16 protein-coding genes and 1 riboswitch are annotated in these 18016 nt (G+C 54.4%); of the genes, 8 read left to right on the top strand and 8 right to left on the bottom strand.

Translation table 11 applies throughout. The features are described 5' to 3' along the window. The first annotated feature begins 104 nt into the window (after positions 1 to 104). From tolC to ACT3RR_RS08405, 3 genes are all read left to right on the top strand, one after another. On the top strand, positions 105 to 1640 hold the full coding sequence (gene tolC / locus ACT3RR_RS08415; protein ID WP_496200107.1) for an outer membrane channel protein TolC: 1536 nt from the start codon (positions 105 to 107) through the stop codon (positions 1638 to 1640). 191 nt (positions 1641 to 1831) lie between these two features. Beyond that, positions 1832 to 2500 carry a DUF1190 family protein gene (locus ACT3RR_RS08410; protein WP_396131312.1) on the top strand — a complete coding sequence of 223 codons (669 nt, stop codon included), beginning with the start codon at positions 1832 to 1834 and terminating at the stop codon, positions 2498 to 2500. 9 nt (positions 2501 to 2509) lie between these two features. Further along, on the top strand, positions 2510 to 3670 hold the full coding sequence (locus tag ACT3RR_RS08405; protein ID WP_396131311.1) for a glutathionylspermidine synthase family protein: 1161 nt from the start codon (positions 2510 to 2512) through the stop codon (positions 3668 to 3670). 73 nt (positions 3671 to 3743) lie between these two features. On the opposite strand, the gene ygiD is transcribed toward ACT3RR_RS08405, so the two are convergent. Beyond that, entirely contained in the window at positions 3744 to 4532 is a 789-nt protein-coding gene (ygiD, locus tag ACT3RR_RS08400) for a 4,5-DOPA dioxygenase extradiol (RefSeq protein ID WP_496200106.1), read from the bottom strand. 273 nt (positions 4533 to 4805) lie between these two features. Then, positions 4806 to 5459, bottom strand: coding sequence for a 3,4-dihydroxy-2-butanone-4-phosphate synthase (ribB, locus tag ACT3RR_RS08395; protein WP_353503450.1), 654 nt, complete (start codon positions 5457 to 5459; stop codon positions 4806 to 4808). A gap of 142 nt (positions 5460 to 5601) precedes the next feature. Next, positions 5602 to 5776: riboswitch (FMN riboswitch) on the bottom strand. Positions 5777 to 5910: 134 nt separating this feature from the next. Between ribB and ubiK the strand changes: the two genes are divergently transcribed. Further along, positions 5911 to 6177 carry a ubiquinone biosynthesis accessory factor UbiK gene (gene ubiK / locus ACT3RR_RS08390; protein WP_034793327.1) on the top strand — a complete coding sequence of 89 codons (267 nt, stop codon included), beginning with the start codon at positions 5911 to 5913 and terminating at the stop codon, positions 6175 to 6177. Positions 6178 to 6256: 79 nt separating this feature from the next. On the opposite strand, the gene hldE is transcribed toward ubiK, so the two are convergent. From hldE to ACT3RR_RS08375, 3 genes are all read right to left on the bottom strand, one after another. Continuing rightward, entirely contained in the window at positions 6257 to 7684 is a 1428-nt protein-coding gene (hldE, locus tag ACT3RR_RS08385) for a bifunctional D-glycero-beta-D-manno-heptose-7-phosphate kinase/D-glycero-beta-D-manno-heptose 1-phosphate adenylyltransferase HldE (protein ID WP_496200105.1), read from the bottom strand. Between the two features lie 96 nt (positions 7685 to 7780). Next, positions 7781 to 10618: a bifunctional [glutamate--ammonia ligase]-adenylyl-L-tyrosine phosphorylase/[glutamate--ammonia-ligase] adenylyltransferase gene (glnE, locus tag ACT3RR_RS08380; RefSeq protein ID WP_496200104.1), complete on the bottom strand. Its 2838-nt coding sequence runs from the start codon at positions 10616 to 10618 to the stop codon at positions 7781 to 7783. An 87-nt stretch (positions 10619 to 10705) separates the two neighbouring features. Then, positions 10706 to 12013 (bottom strand): CYTH domain-containing protein, encoded by a 1308-nt coding sequence (locus ACT3RR_RS08375; protein ID WP_485902420.1) that lies wholly within the window; start codon positions 12011 to 12013, stop codon positions 10706 to 10708. Between the two features lie 239 nt (positions 12014 to 12252). Between ACT3RR_RS08375 and ACT3RR_RS08370 the strand changes: the two genes are divergently transcribed. Both ACT3RR_RS08370 and ACT3RR_RS08365 read left to right on the top strand, forming a co-directional pair. Next, positions 12253 to 12873, top strand: coding sequence for a TIGR04211 family SH3 domain-containing protein (locus tag ACT3RR_RS08370; RefSeq protein WP_185689177.1), 621 nt, complete (start codon positions 12253 to 12255; stop codon positions 12871 to 12873). Between the two features lie 8 nt (positions 12874 to 12881). After that, entirely contained in the window at positions 12882 to 14117 is a 1236-nt protein-coding gene (locus ACT3RR_RS08365) for a multifunctional CCA addition/repair protein (protein WP_496200103.1), read from the top strand. 76 nt (positions 14118 to 14193) lie between these two features. Here the strand turns inward: ACT3RR_RS08365 and bacA are convergent, their stop codons facing one another. After that, positions 14194 to 15021, bottom strand: coding sequence for an undecaprenyl-diphosphate phosphatase (bacA, locus tag ACT3RR_RS08360; RefSeq protein ID WP_396131306.1), 828 nt, complete (start codon positions 15019 to 15021; stop codon positions 14194 to 14196). A gap of 149 nt (positions 15022 to 15170) precedes the next feature. Further along, a complete protein-coding gene (gene folB / locus ACT3RR_RS08355) occupies positions 15171 to 15527 on the bottom strand; it encodes a bifunctional dihydroneopterin aldolase/7,8-dihydroneopterin epimerase (RefSeq protein WP_486032861.1) in 357 nt (118 codons plus the stop codon). 107 nt (positions 15528 to 15634) lie between these two features. On the opposite strand from folB, the gene plsY reads away from it, so the two are divergent. Continuing rightward, positions 15635 to 16288 (top strand): glycerol-3-phosphate 1-O-acyltransferase PlsY, encoded by a 654-nt coding sequence (gene plsY, locus ACT3RR_RS08350; RefSeq protein WP_485902415.1) that lies wholly within the window; start codon positions 15635 to 15637, stop codon positions 16286 to 16288. 177 nt (positions 16289 to 16465) lie between these two features. On the opposite strand, the gene tsaD is transcribed toward plsY, so the two are convergent. Beyond that, positions 16466 to 17479: a tRNA (adenosine(37)-N6)-threonylcarbamoyltransferase complex transferase subunit TsaD gene (gene tsaD / locus ACT3RR_RS08345; protein WP_396131302.1), complete on the bottom strand. Its 1014-nt coding sequence runs from the start codon at positions 17477 to 17479 to the stop codon at positions 16466 to 16468. Between the two features lie 312 nt (positions 17480 to 17791). Here tsaD and rpsU point away from each other — a divergent pair, with 312 nt between their 5' ends. Then, positions 17792 to 18007, top strand: a complete 216-nt coding sequence (gene rpsU / locus ACT3RR_RS08340) for a 30S ribosomal protein S21 (RefSeq protein WP_001144069.1) — start codon at positions 17792 to 17794, stop codon at positions 18005 to 18007. The last annotated feature ends 9 nt before the right edge of the window (positions 18008 to 18016 follow it).

Genomic DNA, 18016 nt, shown 5'->3' with positions numbered 1-18016 from the left:
ACGTAAAGCCACTCAGTCCTTCTGCCAGTCTCTGCTAGAATCCGCGTCTATTGGTATTTTGACAGCGTCACCATAACAACATTGCTGCACAACAAGGAATGCAAATGAAGAAACTGCTCCCCCTTCTAATCGGACTGAGCCTGGGCGGCTTCAGCGCGATGAGCCAGGCTGAAAACCTGATGCAGGTCTACCAGCAAGCCAGGGAAAGTAACCCGGATCTGCGCAAGTCCGCAGCCGATCGTGATGCTGCATTCGAAAAAATTAACGAAGCTCGCAGTCCTTTATTACCGCAACTCGGATTGGGTGCGGATTATAACTATACCAACGGCTACCGTGATGCGAATGGCGTTAACAGCAACCAGACCAGCGCGTCTCTGCAATTGACCCAGACTATTTTTGACATGTCGAAATGGCGTGCCCTGACCCTGCAAGAAAAAGCAGCCGGTATTCAGGACGTTTCCTTCCAGGTTGATCAGCAGAAACTGATCCTGGATTCGGCGACAGCCTATTTCAACGTGTTGAGCGCGATTGACTCTCTGTCTTATACCGAAGCACAGAAACAAGCGATTTACCGTCAGTTAGACCAAACCTCGCAACGTTTTAACGTGGGCCTGGTGGCAATTACCGACGTGCAAAACGCCCGTTCACAATACGACACCGTGTTGGCGAACGAAGTGACTGCCCGTAATAACCTCGATAACGCGCTGGAATCTCTGCGTCAGGTTACCGGCGTTTATTATCCGCAGCTCTCTTCTCTGAATATCAACAATTTCAACACCCAGCGCCCACAGCCGGTCGCCGGCCTGCTGAAAGAAGCGGAGAACCGCAACCTGAGCCTGCTGTCTGCCCGTCTGTCTCAGGACTTGGCGCGTGAGCAAATCCGTTCCGCCCAAACCGGTCACATGCCAACTATCGATTTGACCGCGTCAACTGGCGTGAGCAACACCAAATACAACGGTTCTAACACCGGTGAATCTGCCAGCACCCGAGATTCCGATGCGGGCCAGAACAAAATTGGCCTGAGCTTCTCCCTGCCACTGTATAGCGGCGGGTCGGTGACTTCTCAGGTGAAACAAGCGCAATACAACTTTGTTGGCGCAAGTGAGCAGTTGGAAAGCGCGCATCGTTCAGTGGTTCAGACCGTGCGTTCTTCCTTCAACAACATTTCTGCGTCAATCAGTAGCATCAACGCTTACAAACAAGCCGTTGTTTCTGCACAAAGCTCCTTAGACGCGATGGAAGCCGGCTACCAAGTGGGTACCCGTACTATCGTTGACGTGTTGGATGCCACCACCACGCTGTACAACGCCAAGCAACAGCTCTCTTCTGCGCGTTATACCTACCTGATTAACCAGCTGAACATTAAGTCTGCGTTAGGTACGTTGAATGAGAATGACCTGCTGGCGCTGAACGGCACCCTGGGTAAAGCTATCCCAACGACGCCGGAAGCCGTGGCGCCAGAAAACCCACAGCAAGATGCCTCCGCTGATGGTTATAACGGCAGCCAGACTCCTGCTGCTCCGGCCGCTACACAGGTTCGGGCAGAGCAGGTTAGCTCCCCAGTGGTTAACCGCACTTCGGCTAACTCAGGTAGCAGCACATCGACGACCAAGAAGAGTGGGAATCCTTTCCAGAATTAATCTGGTTTTAAAGGGAATAACCTACTTTTGCGATAAGCGGCCTAAAAAGGCCGCTTTTTTTTGTCTGGGTCACAGCCTTTCGTAAAGTCTCGTAACAATTGCCCCTGACTGCTTTAACATTAACCGTCTTTACCCTATTCTTACGCACTACTGGGAAAGGGGCGAAAAAGCCCTATACATGGGATAATTCGATGAAACGGACACAAAACATCAATCTGGCTACCTTCCGGAAATCCTGGCGTAGCTACCGTATCGCACCTGTCGCATTAGCAGTCAGCGCTGTCTTTATGCTCTCCGCTTGCGAAAAAACCGATGAAACCGTCTCGCTTTACCAAAATGCGGACGATTGCTCAAAAGCCAACCCGTCGAACAGCGCGCAATGTACTGCGGCGTATGACGCGGCCAAGAAAGAAGCTGAGAAAACCGCGCCAAAATACGCTAGTCGTGAAGAGTGCGTGGCAGAGTTCGGCGAAGGCCAATGTACTCAAACTCCAGCTCAGGCAGGCATGGCGGCTCAACCACAGCAGAGCGGCAGCTTCTGGATGCCTCTGATGGCCGGTTACATGATGGGCCGTATGATGGGTGGCGGCGCGGGCTTTGCCCAACAGCCTCTCTTCACCTCGAAAAACCCTGCCAGCCCGGCGGGTGGCAAGTTCGTTGATGCAACGGGCAAAAGCTACGGCCCTGCCACTGCCGGTGGGCGCACGATGAATGTGCCGAAAACCGCGATGGCGCCTAAGCCAGCGACCACTTCTACCGTAACCCGTGGCGGCTTCGGCGAAAGCGTCGCTAAGCAAAACACCATGCAGCGCAGTTCCGCGTCGACCACGCGTTCACCATCACGCAGCATGGGCGGCTAAGAGTCCCAGATGAAACGTTTACCGATTGCCGAGCGTCCAGACTGGCGAGAAAAAGCCACAGAGTTTGGCTTCAATTTTCACACCATGTATGGCGAGCCGTACTGGTGTGAAGACGCCTATTACGAATTCACCTTAGCGCAGATCGAAGAGATCGAAGACGCCACCGCCGACATTCATCAGATGTGTTTAAAAGTGGTGGAAAAGGTGGTTGCGGACGACGCGCTGATGGCGCAATTCCAGATACCGAAGCACTGCTGGGAATTTGTCCGAAGCTCGTGGCGCACCCAACAGCCTTCGCTCTATTCGCGTCTGGATCTGGCTTACGACGGGGTTAACCCGCCTAAGCTATTGGAAAACAACGCGGATACGCCAACTTCGCTGTATGAAGCCGCCTTCTTCCAGTGGCTGTGGCTCGAAGAGCAAATTGCCGCAGGTAAATTGCCGCAGGATGCCGACCAGTACAACAGCATGCAGGAAAAGCTGATTGAGCGTTTTGCCGAGCTGAAAAACCAGCACGGTTTTTCTTTGCTGCACTTCGCCTGCTGTCAGGATACCGAGGAAGATCGCGGTACCGTGCAGTACTTGCAAGATTGCGCATTAGAAGCCGAGCTAGCCAGCGAATTTCTGTTTATCGAAGAGATCGGCTTAGGCGAACGCGGCCAGTTTACCGATCCGCAGGATCAGGTGATCAGCAACCTGTTCAAGCTCTATCCGTGGGAGTTTATGTTCCGCGAGATCTTCTCAACCAAGTTGGAAGATGCGGGCGTGCGTTGGCTGGAGCCAGCGTGGAAAGCCATTCTCTCCAACAAAGCCTTGCTGCCCATGCTGTGGAAGATGTTCCCGAATCACCCTAACCTGCTGCCTGCCTACTTCGCTGAAGAAGAGCATGCAGAGATGGATCATTACGTAATTAAGCCGTTGTTCTCCCGCGAAGGTGCCAATATCCGCATCATCGAAAAAGGGCAAGAAGTGGCCAGCGTCGATGGCCCATATGGTCAGGAAGGGATGATCCACCAGCAGTTCCACCACCTGCCTAAATTTGGCGATAGCTACACGCTAATTGGTAGCTGGTTGGTGAACGATCAGCCTTGCGGCATTGGTCTGCGCGAAGACAAAGAGCTGATCACACAAGATCTCTCTCGCTTCTATCCGCACGTGATCGTCGGCTAACTGCCACGTTCTAGCCAATAAACGAAGCGGGGAGCGAATTCAATTCACTCCCCGTTTTTTTATCTCTAGAAGATTAACCCACCTGCACCGAAAGCATGCTCAACGAGCTCATCACGATGCCATCGGTCGGGGTGGACATCGGCTCGACGCCGTCCCAACTTCCCAACACATACAGCAGCGGCAGATAGTGTTCGATAGACGGGTTAGAGAGCGCGGCTCCCTCATGCTGAGAGAAATTTACCAGCGGGTGCTGGCTGTCTTCACCCTTCCAGCGCAGGTTCTCTTTCACATACTCATTGAAAGCAGTGGCCCACGGGTAATTATCGCCCTCCCCGTCGCGCTTCATTAGGCGCAGGTTGTGAACCACATTGCCGCTCGCCACGATCATAATGCCTTCATCACGCAGCGCCGCCAGCTTTCTACCAATCTGATAGTGATATTCCGCCGGCTTGGTGCCGTCAATGCTCAGCTGCACCACCGGAATATCCGCCTCTGGGTAAGCTTTGATCAGCACGCCCCATGTCCCGTGGTCGAAGCCCCACTCGCCGGTGTCCGCAATCACGTCAATCGGCTTGAGCAGCTCTTGCAGCTTTTCCGCCAGCTCGGGCGAGCCGGGTGCCGGGTAACGCTGATCAAACAGCGCCTGCGGGAAGTTGCCGAAATCGTGAATGGTGCGCGGGTGCTCCATCGCGGTCACGGCCGTGCCACGAGTGAACCAGTGGGCAGAGACGGCAACGATGGCTTTTGGACGCAGTAATGTCTCGCCCAGCGTTTGCCATGCGCGGGTAAATTCATTGTCTTCAAGCACGTTCATCGGGCTACCGTGGCCTAAAAACAGTGCTGGCATACGAGGGGAAGTCATAACGTTTTCCTTAGCTCAGAGTGAATGAGTGGCAGAAGCAATTCTGCACGATGGAAATACGGTACTCTCTTTCTTATTTGCTTACAGCCGGATAACCATGATGAAGTTATTCAAAAAAATTGAATTAGCGTTATGGGCTTTTTGACGCGGCAGGAAGGGGGGTTAATTCACTTAGCGAGCTATCTATCAATTTCGTCTTTGTAATGCCGGAATAGTGCTTTAGAGATAAAAAAGGCCGCATTGGCGGCCTTTAAGATTCAGGAGTGAGTTCAGTTAGCTGGCTTTCTGAGTCTGCGCCTGACGGTAAGCCACTAAGTCTTCAATGGTCAGTACCGGCATATTGTGTTTCTTGGCGAAGACAATCGCTTCTGGCGCGTGCGCCATGCTGCCATCGTCATTGGTCAGTTCGCACAGCACGCCGAAAGGCTTCAGACCGGCCAGTTTGACCAAGTCGATAGAAGCTTCAGTGTGGCCACCGCGAGTCAGCACGCCGCCCGCCTGCGCGCGCAGAGGGAAGATATGCCCCGGGCGGTTCAGGTCAGAAGGCTTAGCGCCGTCTTTGATGGCGGTGCGAATGGTGGTGATGCGGTCAGCGGCAGAAACACCGGTAGTGACGCCTTCGGCCGCTTCAATGGTGACGGTGAATGGCGTTTGGTACGCGCTGGAGTTGGTCTCAACCATCATGGGTAAATCGAGCTTTTTGCGGCTCTCTTCGGTCATGGTGAGACAGACAATCCCGCTGCCGTGGCGAATGGTCAACGCCATCTGCTCAACGGTCATGTTTTCAGCGGCAAAAATTAAATCGCCTTCGTTTTCACGATCTTCGTCATCCAGCACCATCACACCACGGCCATTGCGCAGGGCTTCAAGAGCCTGCTCAACGCGTTGATTTGGTGTACCAAATTCGGAAAGTAGGGTCTGATTCATGGTAAAAATAACCTCATAAACTGTATGTAATATACATGGATTACCAGAATCAGGGCGTCTTGAGGAGTTCACTGTAGCCCAGCAATGCCGTGCGACAGTGTGAAAAAATAACGCAGCAGGCAATTTTTTGCCTGGCTTGAACCGTTACTCTCTCCCATCCGGACTATAACCGTCGGCTCCGGGATCTAACCGGATCTGCTGACCTCAAACTGCAAAGTTTGAGCGCTCGCGGGCTCCCACTATGGCAGAAATGCGTTCCGCCAAAAAAGATGTGGTTTACCGCCGGTGGGGACTTTCACCCCGCCCTGAGAATAAGCAGGTCAACTATAACGCCAATAAAAGGTCTCGGCAATGTGTCGAATAGCCGAATAATGCCATCGCGAAGGTTTATAGAAAGAGTATCTAGGATTACACTAGTACAAAGCTGCTTATTCGAGACAAGGGAAAAACCATGATCGACCCGAAAAAAATTGAACAAATCGCTCGTCAGGTTCACGAGTCAATGCCGAAGGGTATCCGTGAGTTTGGTGAAGATGCTGAAAAGAAAATTCGTCAGGTATTGCAGGCGCAATTTAGCCGTATGGATTTGGTTAATCGCGAAGAGTTCGACGTGCAGACTCAGGTTCTACTGCGCACCCGCGAGAAGCTGGTTGCTCTCGAGCAGCGCCTAACCGAGCTGGAAGCCAAATTAGCTACCGAGCAGAAGCCAGAAGCCTAATTCCCGGCGGCTGTCATGCATAAAAAACCACGCTCAAAGGCGTGGTTTTTTATTGTCTGTCGGCAGAAATTAGCGACAGCTAGTCTTGGCTTTTAATCTGGTTGATGATGCCCGTTGTCGATAAGCCATCTTCGAAGTTCAACACGCGAACTTCACCGCCGTTAGCCCAAACTTCTTTGCTACCCGCGATCTGCTCCGGCTTGTAATCGCCGCCTTTTACCAGCAGATCAGGCAGAATTTCGGCGATCAGGCGCTGCGGGGTATCTTCTTCAAAAGCCACCACCCAGTCAACCGCACCCAGCGCGCCGAGCACGATCATGCGATTTTGCAGAGCATTGACCGGGCGAGTTTCGCCTTTAAGACGCTTGGTGGACGCATCGCTGTTCACCGCCACAATCAGGCGATCGCCGAGCTTGCGCGCATTGGCTAAATACGAAACATGGCCCGCGTGCAAGATGTCGAAAATGCCGTTGGTCATCACCACTTTTTCACCACGCTGACGCGCCAGCGCTACGGCCTCTTTCAGCCCGGCTTCAGTCATCACGCCAAAGCCCACTTCTGAACGCCCGCCAATCGCATCTTCCAACTCGACCGGAGAAACCGTGGAAGTACCCAGCTTGCCGACCACTACGCCTGCGGCGGCGTTGGCAAAGAAGCAGGACTCTTCCAGCGAGTTGCCAGCAGCCAACGCGGCGGCCAGAACGCCGATCACCGTGTCACCGGCACCGGTCACGTCATACACTTCCTGAGCCTGAGTCGGCAGGTGCAGCGGCTCTTTGCCCGGTTGCAGCAGGGTCATGCCGTGCTCGGAACGGGTCACCAGCAGGGCTGATAGCTCGAAGTCAGACACCAGCTTCATGCCGCGCTGGACGATTTCTGCTTCGTCTTTGCAACGGCCAACCACGGCTTCGAACTCGGACAGGTTTGGCGTCAGCAGGGTCGCGCCGCGATAACGCTCGAAATCCGATCCTTTTGGATCGATAAGCACCGGAACGCCGGCCTTCTTCGCCAATTGGATCATCGGCTGCACGTCTTTCAGCGCGCCTTTGGCATAATCTGACAGCACCAGCGCGCCGGTTTTTGGCAACGCTTGTTCGATCTTCTCCAGCATAGGATGGAGATCAACACCGTCAAAACCTTCTTCGAAATCGAGGCGAATCAGCTGCTGGTTGCGAGACAGCACGCGCAGCTTGGTAATTGTCGGGTGAGTTGCTAACGCCACGAAATCACAATGAACGTTAACATTGTCCAAGTGCTGATTCAGAGCACGAGCAGCATCATCGATCCCCGTCAGACCAATCAAACGAGATCCCGCGCCGAGTGACGCAATATTCATCGCCACGTTAGCAGCGCCGCCAGGACGCTCCTCGATGGTGGTGACTTTCACGACCGGCACCGGCGCTTCTGGTGAAATACGGTTAGTCGGACCATACCAATAGCGGTCCAACATGACGTCGCCCACGACCAGTACGCCGGCACGGTGAAAATCAGGTAAAGTCACTTTCATCCCTTGCTCCAAAAACAGATACAACCTGACATAAAAATAGTGCGCCGGATAATATCACAAGCGCTCATACCGCGAAAAAAACTTTGGACGCGGCGATTAAATGAGCCAGCCTTGCCAGCTCGCCAAAATCTGCTCGCGTTCAGTCATAAAGCTATCGACAGCGACTTTGCCACTATGTTCCTGTAAAGCCAGATGATGAATCTCGTCGCGCAGCGTTACATAGGCGTGCTTCAGCCGGCGCGCCTCATCCTCCGGCATAATTCCGTATTCCGCCATCAGCTCGAAAATACGCACGTTATCAGACCACTTGGTCAGACCCGGCTCATCGTGGGCAAAGCGCAACACCAGATATTGTGCGATGAATTCAATGTCCGTGATACCGCCCGGATCGGCTTTCAGGTCGAAGGTATGGCCTTTTTTGCTGCCCAAATGGGCATGCATCTTCTCGCGCATCTCGCGCACTTCTTTGCGCAAAGTGTCGGCATCACGCTGGCGGCACAGAATCTCATGGCGCGTGGTATTAAATTGACGAGTCAGCTGCGGGTCGCCGTAGACCACGCGGGCGCGAACCAGCGCCTGATGCTCCCAGGTCCAGGCTTCGTTTTGCTGATAATCAGCAAAGGCTTCAATGGTGCTGACCAGCATCCCCGCCGCGCCGGACGGCCGCAGGCGCGCATCCACTTCATACAGGATGCCGGACGAAGTGCGGGTGCTGAACAAATGCATAATGCGCTGGGCCAGCCGCAGGTAGAACTGGCGGCCATCAATGCTGCGCTCCCCTTCGGTCATGACGTCCGGCGCGCAGTCGAGCAGGAAAACCAAATCCAGATCCGAGCTATAGCCCAGCTCCCAGCCCCCCAACTTGCCATAACCCACCACGGCAAAACCGCGCCCTTCCCGGCTGCGCAGGTGCGAAGGTTCACCATAGCGCGTCACCATCTGCTCCCAGGCTTGCTGGATAACGGCTTCAAGGATCGCCTCGGCCAGATAGGTCAAATGGTCGCTGACCTTCATCACCGGCAGCGCGCCCGAGATATCCCCGGCGGCGATGCGCAGGTGCTGGGCCTGCTTAAACTGGCGCAGCGCTTCCAGCTGCTGCTCTTCGTCATCGGCGGGCACGCGCAGCAGATACTGGCGCAGCTCGTCGCGATAGGCGTCTGGCGCAATCGGCTGGTAAAGAGTGCGCGGGTCGAGCAGCTCGTCGAGCAAAATTGGGTGGCGGGCCAGCTGGTTGGCGACCATCGGCGATGCCGCGCACAGGCGAACCAGCTGCTTCAGCGCCCCCGGATACTCAACCAGCAGTTCAATATAAGTGGTGCGCGTAACAATATTGAGCAGCAGCAGGGTCAGGCGTTGCAGTGTGATATCGGCATTTTTATAGCCACACACCTGGGCCAGCAGGTTCGGCATCAGCTGATCCAACTGGTCACGGCCGCGCGGCCCGATGGTGCGCTTATCCACGTCACGGCGGAACTCGGCGATTTGCCGCAACAGCTGCCCCTGAGCTTCCGGCGCGAGTTGCGGCACCAGATGGGCAATATCGTCGTGCTCAAGGGCGTCAATCCACAGGCTGCTGAACTCGGCGTGCTGCGGATCTTCGCCAATGTCCGGCGTGTCATCACCAATCAAATCATCAAACACGGCGCGCACTGCCAGCATGTGGGTATTCAAGGCGTCCAGCAGGGTTGGCCAGTTAGGAAAGTCCATCCCCCATGCCAGACGCGCCTGATTGAGGTCGTCGGAAGGCAAGGTTTGGGTCTGTTCGTCGGCAATCGCCTGCAACAGATTCTCCAACCGACGCAGGAACAGGTAGCTTTCACGCAGCTGCGACACCTGCACGGCGGGCAGCAGCTCCAGCTCTTGCACGGCTTGCAGCGTCGGTAATAAAGAGCGCTGCTGCAAAGAGGGTTCGCGGCCGCCGCGGATCAGTTGGAAGACTTGCGCGATAAACTCGATTTCGCGAATGCCGCCCGCGCCCAGCTTAATGTTGTCCTTAAGGCCACGGCGGCGCACTTCGCGGGCAATCATGCCTTTCATATTGCGCAGGGACTGAATCACGCTGAAGTCGATATAGCGGCGGAAAACGAACGGCATCAACATCTTACGCAGTTCCTGACTGCTGCTGTCCTCCGCGCCGCCCATCAACCGCGCCTTGACCATCGCGTAGCGTTCCCAGTCGCGGCCCTGCTCCTGATAATAGTCTTCCAACGCCGGGAAGCTCATCACCAGCGGGCCGCTGTCGCCAAACGGCCGTAGGCGCATATCCACGCGATAGACAAAACCATCAATGGTTGGCTGATCCAAGGCTTTAATCAGCCGCTGACCAAGGCGGGTGAAGAACTGTGCGTTATCCAGCTCGCGACGGCCGCCTTTGGTTTGGCCATTCTCGGGATAGGCAAAAATCAGGTCGATGTCTGAGGAGAAGTTCAGCTCGCCGCCGCCCAGTTTGCCCATACCGAGAATTAACAACTTTTGCGGCACTCCGTCGGCATTCATCGGCGTACCAAACTCGCGGCAGCAGGCGTCGTACAGCCATTCACGGGCGCTGACAATCAGGGTTTCGGCTAACTCGCTGAGCTGATGCAGCGTCTCTTCGCACTGGCTGGTGAGCATGGCCTGTGACCAGGCAATGCGGGTCAAAATGCGTTTGCGGAATAGGCGCAGCGCCTTCATCAGCCCGGCTTCATCACTGACCTGGGCCAGCGCCTCGGCTAGCCAGCCGCGATAGCTTTGCCACTCCTGCGCGTGCGGCGGATGCTGCACAATCTCATGCCACCAGTCTGGAAATGCCAGCAGGTTTTCACTGATAAAATCACTGCTCGCGGCCACAGCCAGCGTGCTTTCATCAAGCTCTGGTAAGGGCGCGGCGTGCTCCTGGCAACGAATAACGAAGTTGTCAGCCTGACTTTGCAAAACAGAGGGGAGTGGCAACATGAGATCAGGTTCCTTTCGCAAAAAAGCCTGAGTCAGACTCAGGCCACTTGTTCAATTAAACTTCACCATAAACCAAAACGCGGCTTGTTATTTGACTTTGCCGTTGAGCCAGAAGGCGTCCATCATCACGGCATGTTGGCGGGCAGAATCTTCCCACGCATGCTGCTGCTGGATAATCGCCTGCTGCAACTCAAGCCAGCCATTAATGTAAGGGCTGCACTCTTCGTGAGAGTAAGCGCCCGCTAACATGTGGAAAGAGATAATCTGGCGCTTTAGGCGAGCCAGTTGGTCGCGGAAGCCATCTTCGTCCAGCGGCTGGCCGAATGCCTCTTTCAAATCCGCGGCGGTACGGCCCAGCATGATGTCTGCAAAGCGTTTGAAGGAGCCATCAAGCTTCTTCTGCGCTTTCTCATCAATGAAAGGTTTCCACTGCTGAGTTGTCAGCCACGAAGTGAGTGCCAACTTACATTTCAAGTAGGCCGGGCTGTAACACACGGCCTGGGCGTCGGCGCCCTTCTGCTCCAGCGCTGGCAGTAAGTCGGTTAGCAAGGCGCGCAGTTCAGTTGAGGCTTTACGTGGGATCAGCCCGCCGAACAGCACCAACGCCTGACGCACGGCTTCAACTGCTTGCAGCACGCTCAGGCGCACGGCCTTATCACCGCGTACCCACAGCTCTTCGTGATACTGCCACTGGTCCAGCGCGAGAGCCAAAATGCCCTCCATCGCCTGCTCCACCGTGGCTTTCGGCGCGGCCTTGAATACGGGCAGCGGGCGCGGTTCGCGCGCCGGATTGCCTTTCGCCAAGTGATAACCACGGGCAGCCTTGCTCAAGCCGCCCTGACGCAGCCCGCCGTTTTGACCAATCAACGCGGCGAGCGCCAGCAGGTCAGCGGTGGTGCCGCTTTTCAGCTCCAGCTCAATTTCAGCTAAAGGCTCGGAAAGCTCTCCGGCCACCACTTCACCCTGATCCAAACCAAGCTCAATCTCGCTTTGCTGGTAAGTGATCACCCACTTCTCGCGCATAAAATTGGTGGAAAACAGCGGCAGCAGCGCCTTCTGTAGCGCAGCGACTTTGCAGCCTTCTGGCCAGATTTCCTTCGGGAAAGCGCTGAGTTTTAAGGTCGGCTTCTTCAGCTCAACATTGTATTCCGGGCGCTGGTGCAAGCCCCCTACCACGCTACCGGCGGTTTTGATGGTCATCTCATATTGGTCGTCAAAACCGCGAATACGCAGGCCCATATCGTGGCTGCGCATCCAGTTATCAGCAGTTTCATAATAGATGTTGGTCAGCTTCTGTGGCGCAGAGTGTTGGCTGGAAAATTGCGCCAATTGCTCCGGTAATTCGGCGATAGCCGCGGCAGTGGCGATAAACTTTAATTCTATTTCTACGGTCATAGTGATCTTCACACCGAGTTCTGGATGTCAAAAGGCTGTCATAAAGCCGACAAAAGGAGTTAGCGATAAGTCGCAATTCTAACACAGGGTCTGGCCGCAAGCCGCATGCAACGGGATAGTAAGATAGTTCCCATTCCTGTTTATACGTTGCGTAGTCAAACTGTTGCCCTTAGTATCAAACCCTCATAACGTCGGTTCCTACATCGCGTTCCATAAATTCACAAAGAAACGATGAAATAATGCAGAAACTCCGCCTAATTGGTCTCGCTTTGCTTAGTTTAAGCATCACTTGGGGCGCTCACGCCGATGAAAAGCGCTACATTTCCGACGATCTGATCACTTATATCCACAGTGGTCCGGGTAATCAATATCGTATCGTTGGCACGCTAAATGCCGGTGACGAAGTCACCCTGCGTAGCGTCAACGACAGCACAAAATACGGCGAAATCATTGACTCTAAAGGTAAAACCGCCTGGATCCCTCTGGACCAGTTGAGCAATGTGCCAAGCATCCGCACCCGCGTTCCTGATTTAGAGCAGCAGGTGAAAACCCTGACTGACAAGCTGACCAACATTGATTCCAGCTGGAACCAGCGCACGGCTGAAATGCAGCAAAAAGTTTCGTCGAGCGATGGCATCATTAATGGCCTGAAGAAAGAGAATCAGGACCTGAAAAATCAGCTGATTGTGGCGCAGAAGAAAGTGAGCGCGGTAAATGTTCAGCTTGACGACAAACAGCGTACTATCATTTTACAATGGTTCATGTATGGCGGCGGCGTCGCCGGTGTTGGCCTGCTGTTGGGCTTAATCCTGCCGCATCTGGTGCCTCGCCGTAAGAAAAATGATCGCTGGATGAGCTGAGTCACATAATGGAAATCTATCTGGTCGGCGGCGCAGTCCGAGACAGTTTGTTAAATCTGCCGGTTACCGAGCACGACTGGGTAGTGGTTGGCGCCACGCCGGAATATATGCTTGCTAAAGGATATCAGCAGGTTGGCAAGGACTTTCCCGTGTTCTTGCACCCGGTGACTCATGATGAATACGCGCTGGCTCGCACGGAAAGAAAATCTGGCAGCGGTTATAACGGTTTTACCTGTTACGCCGCGCCAGATGTCACATTAGAGCAGGACTTGATGCGTCGCGACCTGACCATCAACGCCATCGCCAAAAGTGCCGAAGGTGAACTCTTCGACCCTTACCACGGCCAGCGCGATATCGAAAATCGCCTGCTGCGCCACGTTTCTGATGCCTTTGGTGAAGACCCGCTGCGTGTGTTGCGCGTGGCGCGGTTTGCCGCGCGCTTTGCTCATCTTGGTTTCAGCGTCGCGCCAGAAACCCAGCAACTGATGCAGCAAATGGCGGATTCCGGCGAGCTTGAAGCCCTGACGGCCGAGCGCGTGTGGAAAGAGACCGAAAAGGCGCTGCAAACGCAGGATCCGCAAGTTTTCTTCCAAGTGCTGCGTGACTGTGGCGCGCTGAAGGTACTGTTCCCGGAGGTTGACGCGCTGTTTGGCGTGCCCGCACCGGAGAAATGGCATCCGGAAATCGATACCGGCATTCATACCCTGATGACCCTGAAAATTGCCGCAGAGCTGACGCCGGATGTTGATATTCGCTTCTCCGCACTCTGCCATGACTTGGGCAAAGGGCTGACCAATCCGGAATACTGGCCGCATCACCACGGCCACGGCCCGGCGGGCGTTAAACTGGTGGAAAATCTTTGCCAGCGGCTCCGAGTGCCAACCCATATTCGCGATCTGGCGAAGCTGGTCGCTGAATTCCATGACCTGATCCACACGGTCAATAAATTGCGTCCAGAAACGATTCTAAAACTGTTCGACACTATTGATGTTTGGCGCAAGCCACAGCGGCTCGAGCAGATGATTTTCACCAGCGAGGCTGATGCTCGCGGGCGAACCGGTTTCGAGCAGAACCCTTATCCACAGGGCGATTACCTGCGCCAAGCCTATGCCGCAGCACTCACCGTGTCGATTAAAGACATCGTAGATTCAGGTTTAGAAGGGTTGGCAATCAAAGAAGAGTTGAAGAAACAACGTATTCGCGCCATCGCCGACTGGAAAGCGCTGCAAGATCCCGCCGAATAATTTCCTCATTTAAAGTAAAAAACCGCAGGACTCATGTTCCTGCGGTTTGCATTTCTACACCAGAAAAACGGATTTTTTAGGCGATAAAAACAGTGTATGCCACGAAAGCCACCACAAAACGGTAGATGGCGAAGGGAATAAACGAGAAGCGTTTGATCACCGACAGGAAGGTTTTGATCGCGATTAACGCCACCAAGAAGGCCACCACAAAGCCCGTAGCGAACATTGGCAAATCTGCCATGCTCAGGAAGGTGTAGCTCTTATAGAGGTCCAGCACGGTAGCGCCCAACATCATCGGCACGGCCAGCAGGAAAGAGAACTCCGAGGCCGCATAGCGGCTCACCCCACTCAGCATTCCGCCGCCAATGGTCGCGCCAGAACGCGAGAACCCCGGCCATAGCGCTAAGCACTGGCAAACACCAATCATCAGCGCCTGACGGTAAGTCATATCATCCACGCCTTCGGCACGCGGCTTCTTCGGCTTGAGCAGCTCTGCGGCTATCAGCCACACCCCGCCGACCACCAATGCATAGATAACGTTTTTCGGCTCAAACAGGGCTTTAATCTGCGAGTGGAAAATCAAGCCAATCACCGTGGCGGGCAGCATGCCCAGTATAATGTGGCCCAGATTGAGTCGCCCTGTTCCTGTGCCTTCGTGGACAGGCGGCTTGCCAAAATGAATCCCAATCATGCCGAACAGTCGGCGCCAGAACATCACGACCACCGCCATGATCGAGCCAAGCTGGATAATGACTTCAAATGACTTTGCGGTATCACCGGTGAAACCCAAAAGGTTGCCGACGATGATCATGTGTCCGGTTGAGGAAACCGGTAAAAATTCAGTTAACCCTTCGACAACACCCAAAATTGCTGCGATCAGCAATGAATGACTTTCAACGACCATTTAATATCCAACTTATACAGAGGGAGAAGTAGCGACATCGAAATGGATATCGCTGAAACAGTAATGTCTTTAAACGCCTTATTTCTAGCGCTTTTTTATGACAAAAATTCGCGCGATGAGTTGCAGGCGATGATATTTAATTCGCAAATTTAGCCGCGCGCGCCTCGCTCAATGACAACACCGACGTTGGCGGCATCTGCGACTGCGCCCGGCTTGCTCAGCTTGATGCGTACCCAAGGCGACTGGAAGCGAGATAATAGCAGCGCGGCGACCTCTTCCGCGACGCGCTCGACCAGCGCGAAATTCTGCGTTGAAACGTGCTGAATGACGGCTTCGCTTACATCGGCGTAGCTCAGGCAGTCATTAACATCGTCGCTGGCAGCGGCCTGACGGTTGTCCCATGCCATTTCGATATCGAACACTAGCTTCTGCTTAATGGTCTGTTCCCAGTCATAAGCGCCAATGGTGGTGATTACATTCAGTTGCTCAATAAATACGATATCCATCACGCGTTTCTCTGTTTTTGGGTCAGCCGGATACCACTTCCGGCGGAAAATGCGTATTATCCATGGATGTTGCGATTAAAACGACCCCTATTAGACGGAACTGCGTTATGAGTGCTACCGCGCTTGGCATGATTATTTTCGCCTATCTCTGCGGCTCGATTTCCAGTGCAATTCTGGTCTGTCGGGTAGCGGGATTACCCGATCCACGCACACAGGGTTCCGGCAATCCGGGGGCCACTAACGTCTTGCGAATTGGTGGCCGCGCCGCCGCCGCGTCGGTGCTCATCTTCGACGTGTTAAAAGGCATGCTGCCGGTTTGGCTGGCTTACCGCCTCGACGTCTCCCCGGTTTATCTTGGCATTACCGCCATCGCCGCCTGTCTCGGTCACATCTATCCGGTCTTTTTCCGTTTTCAGGGTGGCAAAGGCGTAGCGACAGCCTTCGGTGCTATCGCGCCCATCGGCTTTGACCTTACGGGCTTGATGGCCGGCACCTGGCTGCTCACCGTCCTGCTGAGCGGCTACTCGTCATTAGGTGCTATCGTCAGCGCGCTGATTGCGCCTTTCTATGTCTGGTGGTTCAAGCCACAGTTCACCTTCCCTGTCGCCATGCTCTCCTGCCTGATTCTTTTGCGTCACCACGACAACATCCAGCGCCTGTGGCGAGGGCAAGAGGGCAAAATCTGGGATAAGTTGAAGCAGAAACGTGCAGCTAAAAAAGCCGCGCAAGAAGCGGCAAAGAACGCAGAAAACGACAAATAAACTCAGATTTTAGACACAAAAAAACGACCTCAAGAGGTCGTTTTTTTATTGCCGCAGCCATTCAAATCAGAGCCTGACTGAATGGCTGCGAGGCAAGGCGCAAGAAGGGGAGAAAGCGCAGCATACATAAGTATGTGAGCATTTCGAGCCGCCGCAGCAACACAGCCGCAGCCCCATTCAGACTGGCGGCAACTCAGCCAAAGGCCAGCGCGGGCGCACAGACACGCTCAGATCCTGCGTCGCGCCAGTTTGCAAACGCACCATGCCAGCATAAGCAATCATCGCGCCGTTATCGGTACAGAATTCAGGACGTGCGTAAAACACTTCGCCACCGCGCTTAGTCATCATCTCGCCCAACTTGGCGCGCAGCGTGCGGTTAGCACTGACGCCTCCCGCCATAACCAGGCGTTTGAAGCCTGTGTGATCCAGCGCGCGCTTACATTTGATCGCCAGCGTATCCACCACGGCATCTTCGAAAGCCCGTGCAATATCAGCGTGAGTTTGTGGCGAGTCATCATTAGCGCGCACGGTGTTCGCTGCAAAGGTCTTCAAACCTGAGAAGCTAAAATCCAGCCCCGGACGGTCGGTCATCGGGCGCGGGAAAGTAAAGCGCCCTTCAGTCCCCTGCTGCGCCATCTTCGACAGCATCGGGCCACCGGGGTAGTCCAGACCCAGCAATTTCGCGGTCTTATCGAATGCTTCGCCAGCGGCATCATCAATAGACTCACCCAGCAACTCGTACTTACCAATGCCGGTGACGCTAATTAATTGAGTGTGGCCGCCGGAAACCAGCAAAGCAACAAACGGGAAATCTGGCGGGTTGTCTTCCAGCATAGGTGCCAGCAGATGCCCTTCCATATGGTGAACCGGCACGGCTGGAACATCCCAGGCAAAGGCCAGAGAGCGGCCAATGGTGGCACCCACTAATAGCGCGCCAACCAGACCCGGACCCGCGGTATAAGCCACGCCGTCGATGTCTTTGGCCGTCAGCCCGGCTTCTTTCAAAGCTTCCTGAATGAGAGGAATCGTTTTGCGCACGTGGTCACGCGACGCCAGTTCAGGCACAACGCCGCCGTAGTCAGCATGCAGTTTTACCTGACTATACAATTGGTTGGCTAACAAGCCCGCTTCGCTGTCATAGATAGCGATGCCGGTTTCATCGCAGGACGTTTCTATACCAAGTACTCGCATCACGTTTTCCATCTTATTCTCGGGCTAACTCGCGGCGCGCAGTTTAGCACACAACGCCGCGTCAGCGCTGCTTCTCAGAAGCAAATCCGCTGCTTTTGCCAATTAATGTCGAGCAATTTAAGTTGATTGGTATATAATCGCCGGCCGACGCAAAAGCGAGCGCACTTTTGGAAATAGATGGGTTGGGAGGCGCTGCTTCAATTTGCCGTTATGCTTTACAACGCAGCGCAAGTTGGAGTAAAATTCCGCACCATTTTGAAATGTGCTGGTACAAACCAGCAAACAAACCGATTTTATCGAGGTGAGAGGCACATGCCTGTAATTAAAGTACGTGAAAACGAGCCGTTCGACGTAGCTCTGCGTCGCTTCAAACGTTCCTGCGAAAAAGCGGGTGTTCTGGCAGAAGTTCGTCGTCGTGAGTTCTATGAAAAACCGACTACCGAACGTAAACGCGCTAAAGCATCTGCAGTAAAACGCCACGCCAAGAAACTGGCTCGCGAAAACGCACGCCGCACTCGTCTGTATTAATCTTCGGGG

It is taken from the genome of Ewingella sp. AOP8-B2-18, from assembly GCF_052376015.1.
Lineage (GTDB): Bacteria > Pseudomonadota > Gammaproteobacteria > Enterobacterales > Enterobacteriaceae > Ewingella > Ewingella allii.
The sequence above is the reverse complement of the archived record's forward strand: the minus strand, read 5'-3'. Positions and strand labels throughout refer to the sequence as shown.

What these genes read in the sequence shown, in the direction of transcription:
- tolC (WP_496200107.1), top strand. Translation starts at nt 105, where the DNA reads ATGAAGAAACTGCTCCCCCTTCTAATCGGACTGAGCCTGGGCGGCTTC.
- ACT3RR_RS08410 (WP_396131312.1), top strand. Translation starts at nt 1,832, where the DNA reads ATGAAACGGACACAAAACATCAATCTGGCTACCTTCCGGAAATCCTGG.
- ACT3RR_RS08405 (WP_396131311.1), top strand. Translation starts at nt 2,510, where the DNA reads ATGAAACGTTTACCGATTGCCGAGCGTCCAGACTGGCGAGAAAAAGCC.
- ygiD (WP_496200106.1), bottom strand. Translation starts at nt 4,532, where the DNA reads ATGACTTCCCCTCGTATGCCAGCACTGTTTTTAGGCCACGGTAGCCCG.
- ribB (WP_353503450.1), bottom strand. Translation starts at nt 5,459, where the DNA reads ATGAATCAGACCCTACTTTCCGAATTTGGTACACCAAATCAACGCGTT.
- ubiK (WP_034793327.1), top strand. Translation starts at nt 5,911, where the DNA reads ATGATCGACCCGAAAAAAATTGAACAAATCGCTCGTCAGGTTCACGAG.
- hldE (WP_496200105.1), bottom strand. Translation starts at nt 7,684, where the DNA reads ATGAAAGTGACTTTACCTGATTTTCACCGTGCCGGCGTACTGGTCGTG.
- glnE (WP_496200104.1), bottom strand. Translation starts at nt 10,618, where the DNA reads ATGTTGCCACTCCCCTCTGTTTTGCAAAGTCAGGCTGACAACTTCGTT.
- ACT3RR_RS08375 (WP_485902420.1), bottom strand. Translation starts at nt 12,013, where the DNA reads ATGACCGTAGAAATAGAATTAAAGTTTATCGCCACTGCCGCGGCTATC.
- ACT3RR_RS08370 (WP_185689177.1), top strand. Translation starts at nt 12,253, where the DNA reads ATGCAGAAACTCCGCCTAATTGGTCTCGCTTTGCTTAGTTTAAGCATC.
- ACT3RR_RS08365 (WP_496200103.1), top strand. Translation starts at nt 12,882, where the DNA reads ATGGAAATCTATCTGGTCGGCGGCGCAGTCCGAGACAGTTTGTTAAAT.
- bacA (WP_396131306.1), bottom strand. Translation starts at nt 15,021, where the DNA reads ATGGTCGTTGAAAGTCATTCATTGCTGATCGCAGCAATTTTGGGTGTT.
- folB (WP_486032861.1), bottom strand. Translation starts at nt 15,527, where the DNA reads ATGGATATCGTATTTATTGAGCAACTGAATGTAATCACCACCATTGGC.
- plsY (WP_485902415.1), top strand. Translation starts at nt 15,635, where the DNA reads ATGAGTGCTACCGCGCTTGGCATGATTATTTTCGCCTATCTCTGCGGC.
- tsaD (WP_396131302.1), bottom strand. Translation starts at nt 17,479, where the DNA reads ATGCGAGTACTTGGTATAGAAACGTCCTGCGATGAAACCGGCATCGCT.
- rpsU (WP_001144069.1), top strand. Translation starts at nt 17,792, where the DNA reads ATGCCTGTAATTAAAGTACGTGAAAACGAGCCGTTCGACGTAGCTCTG.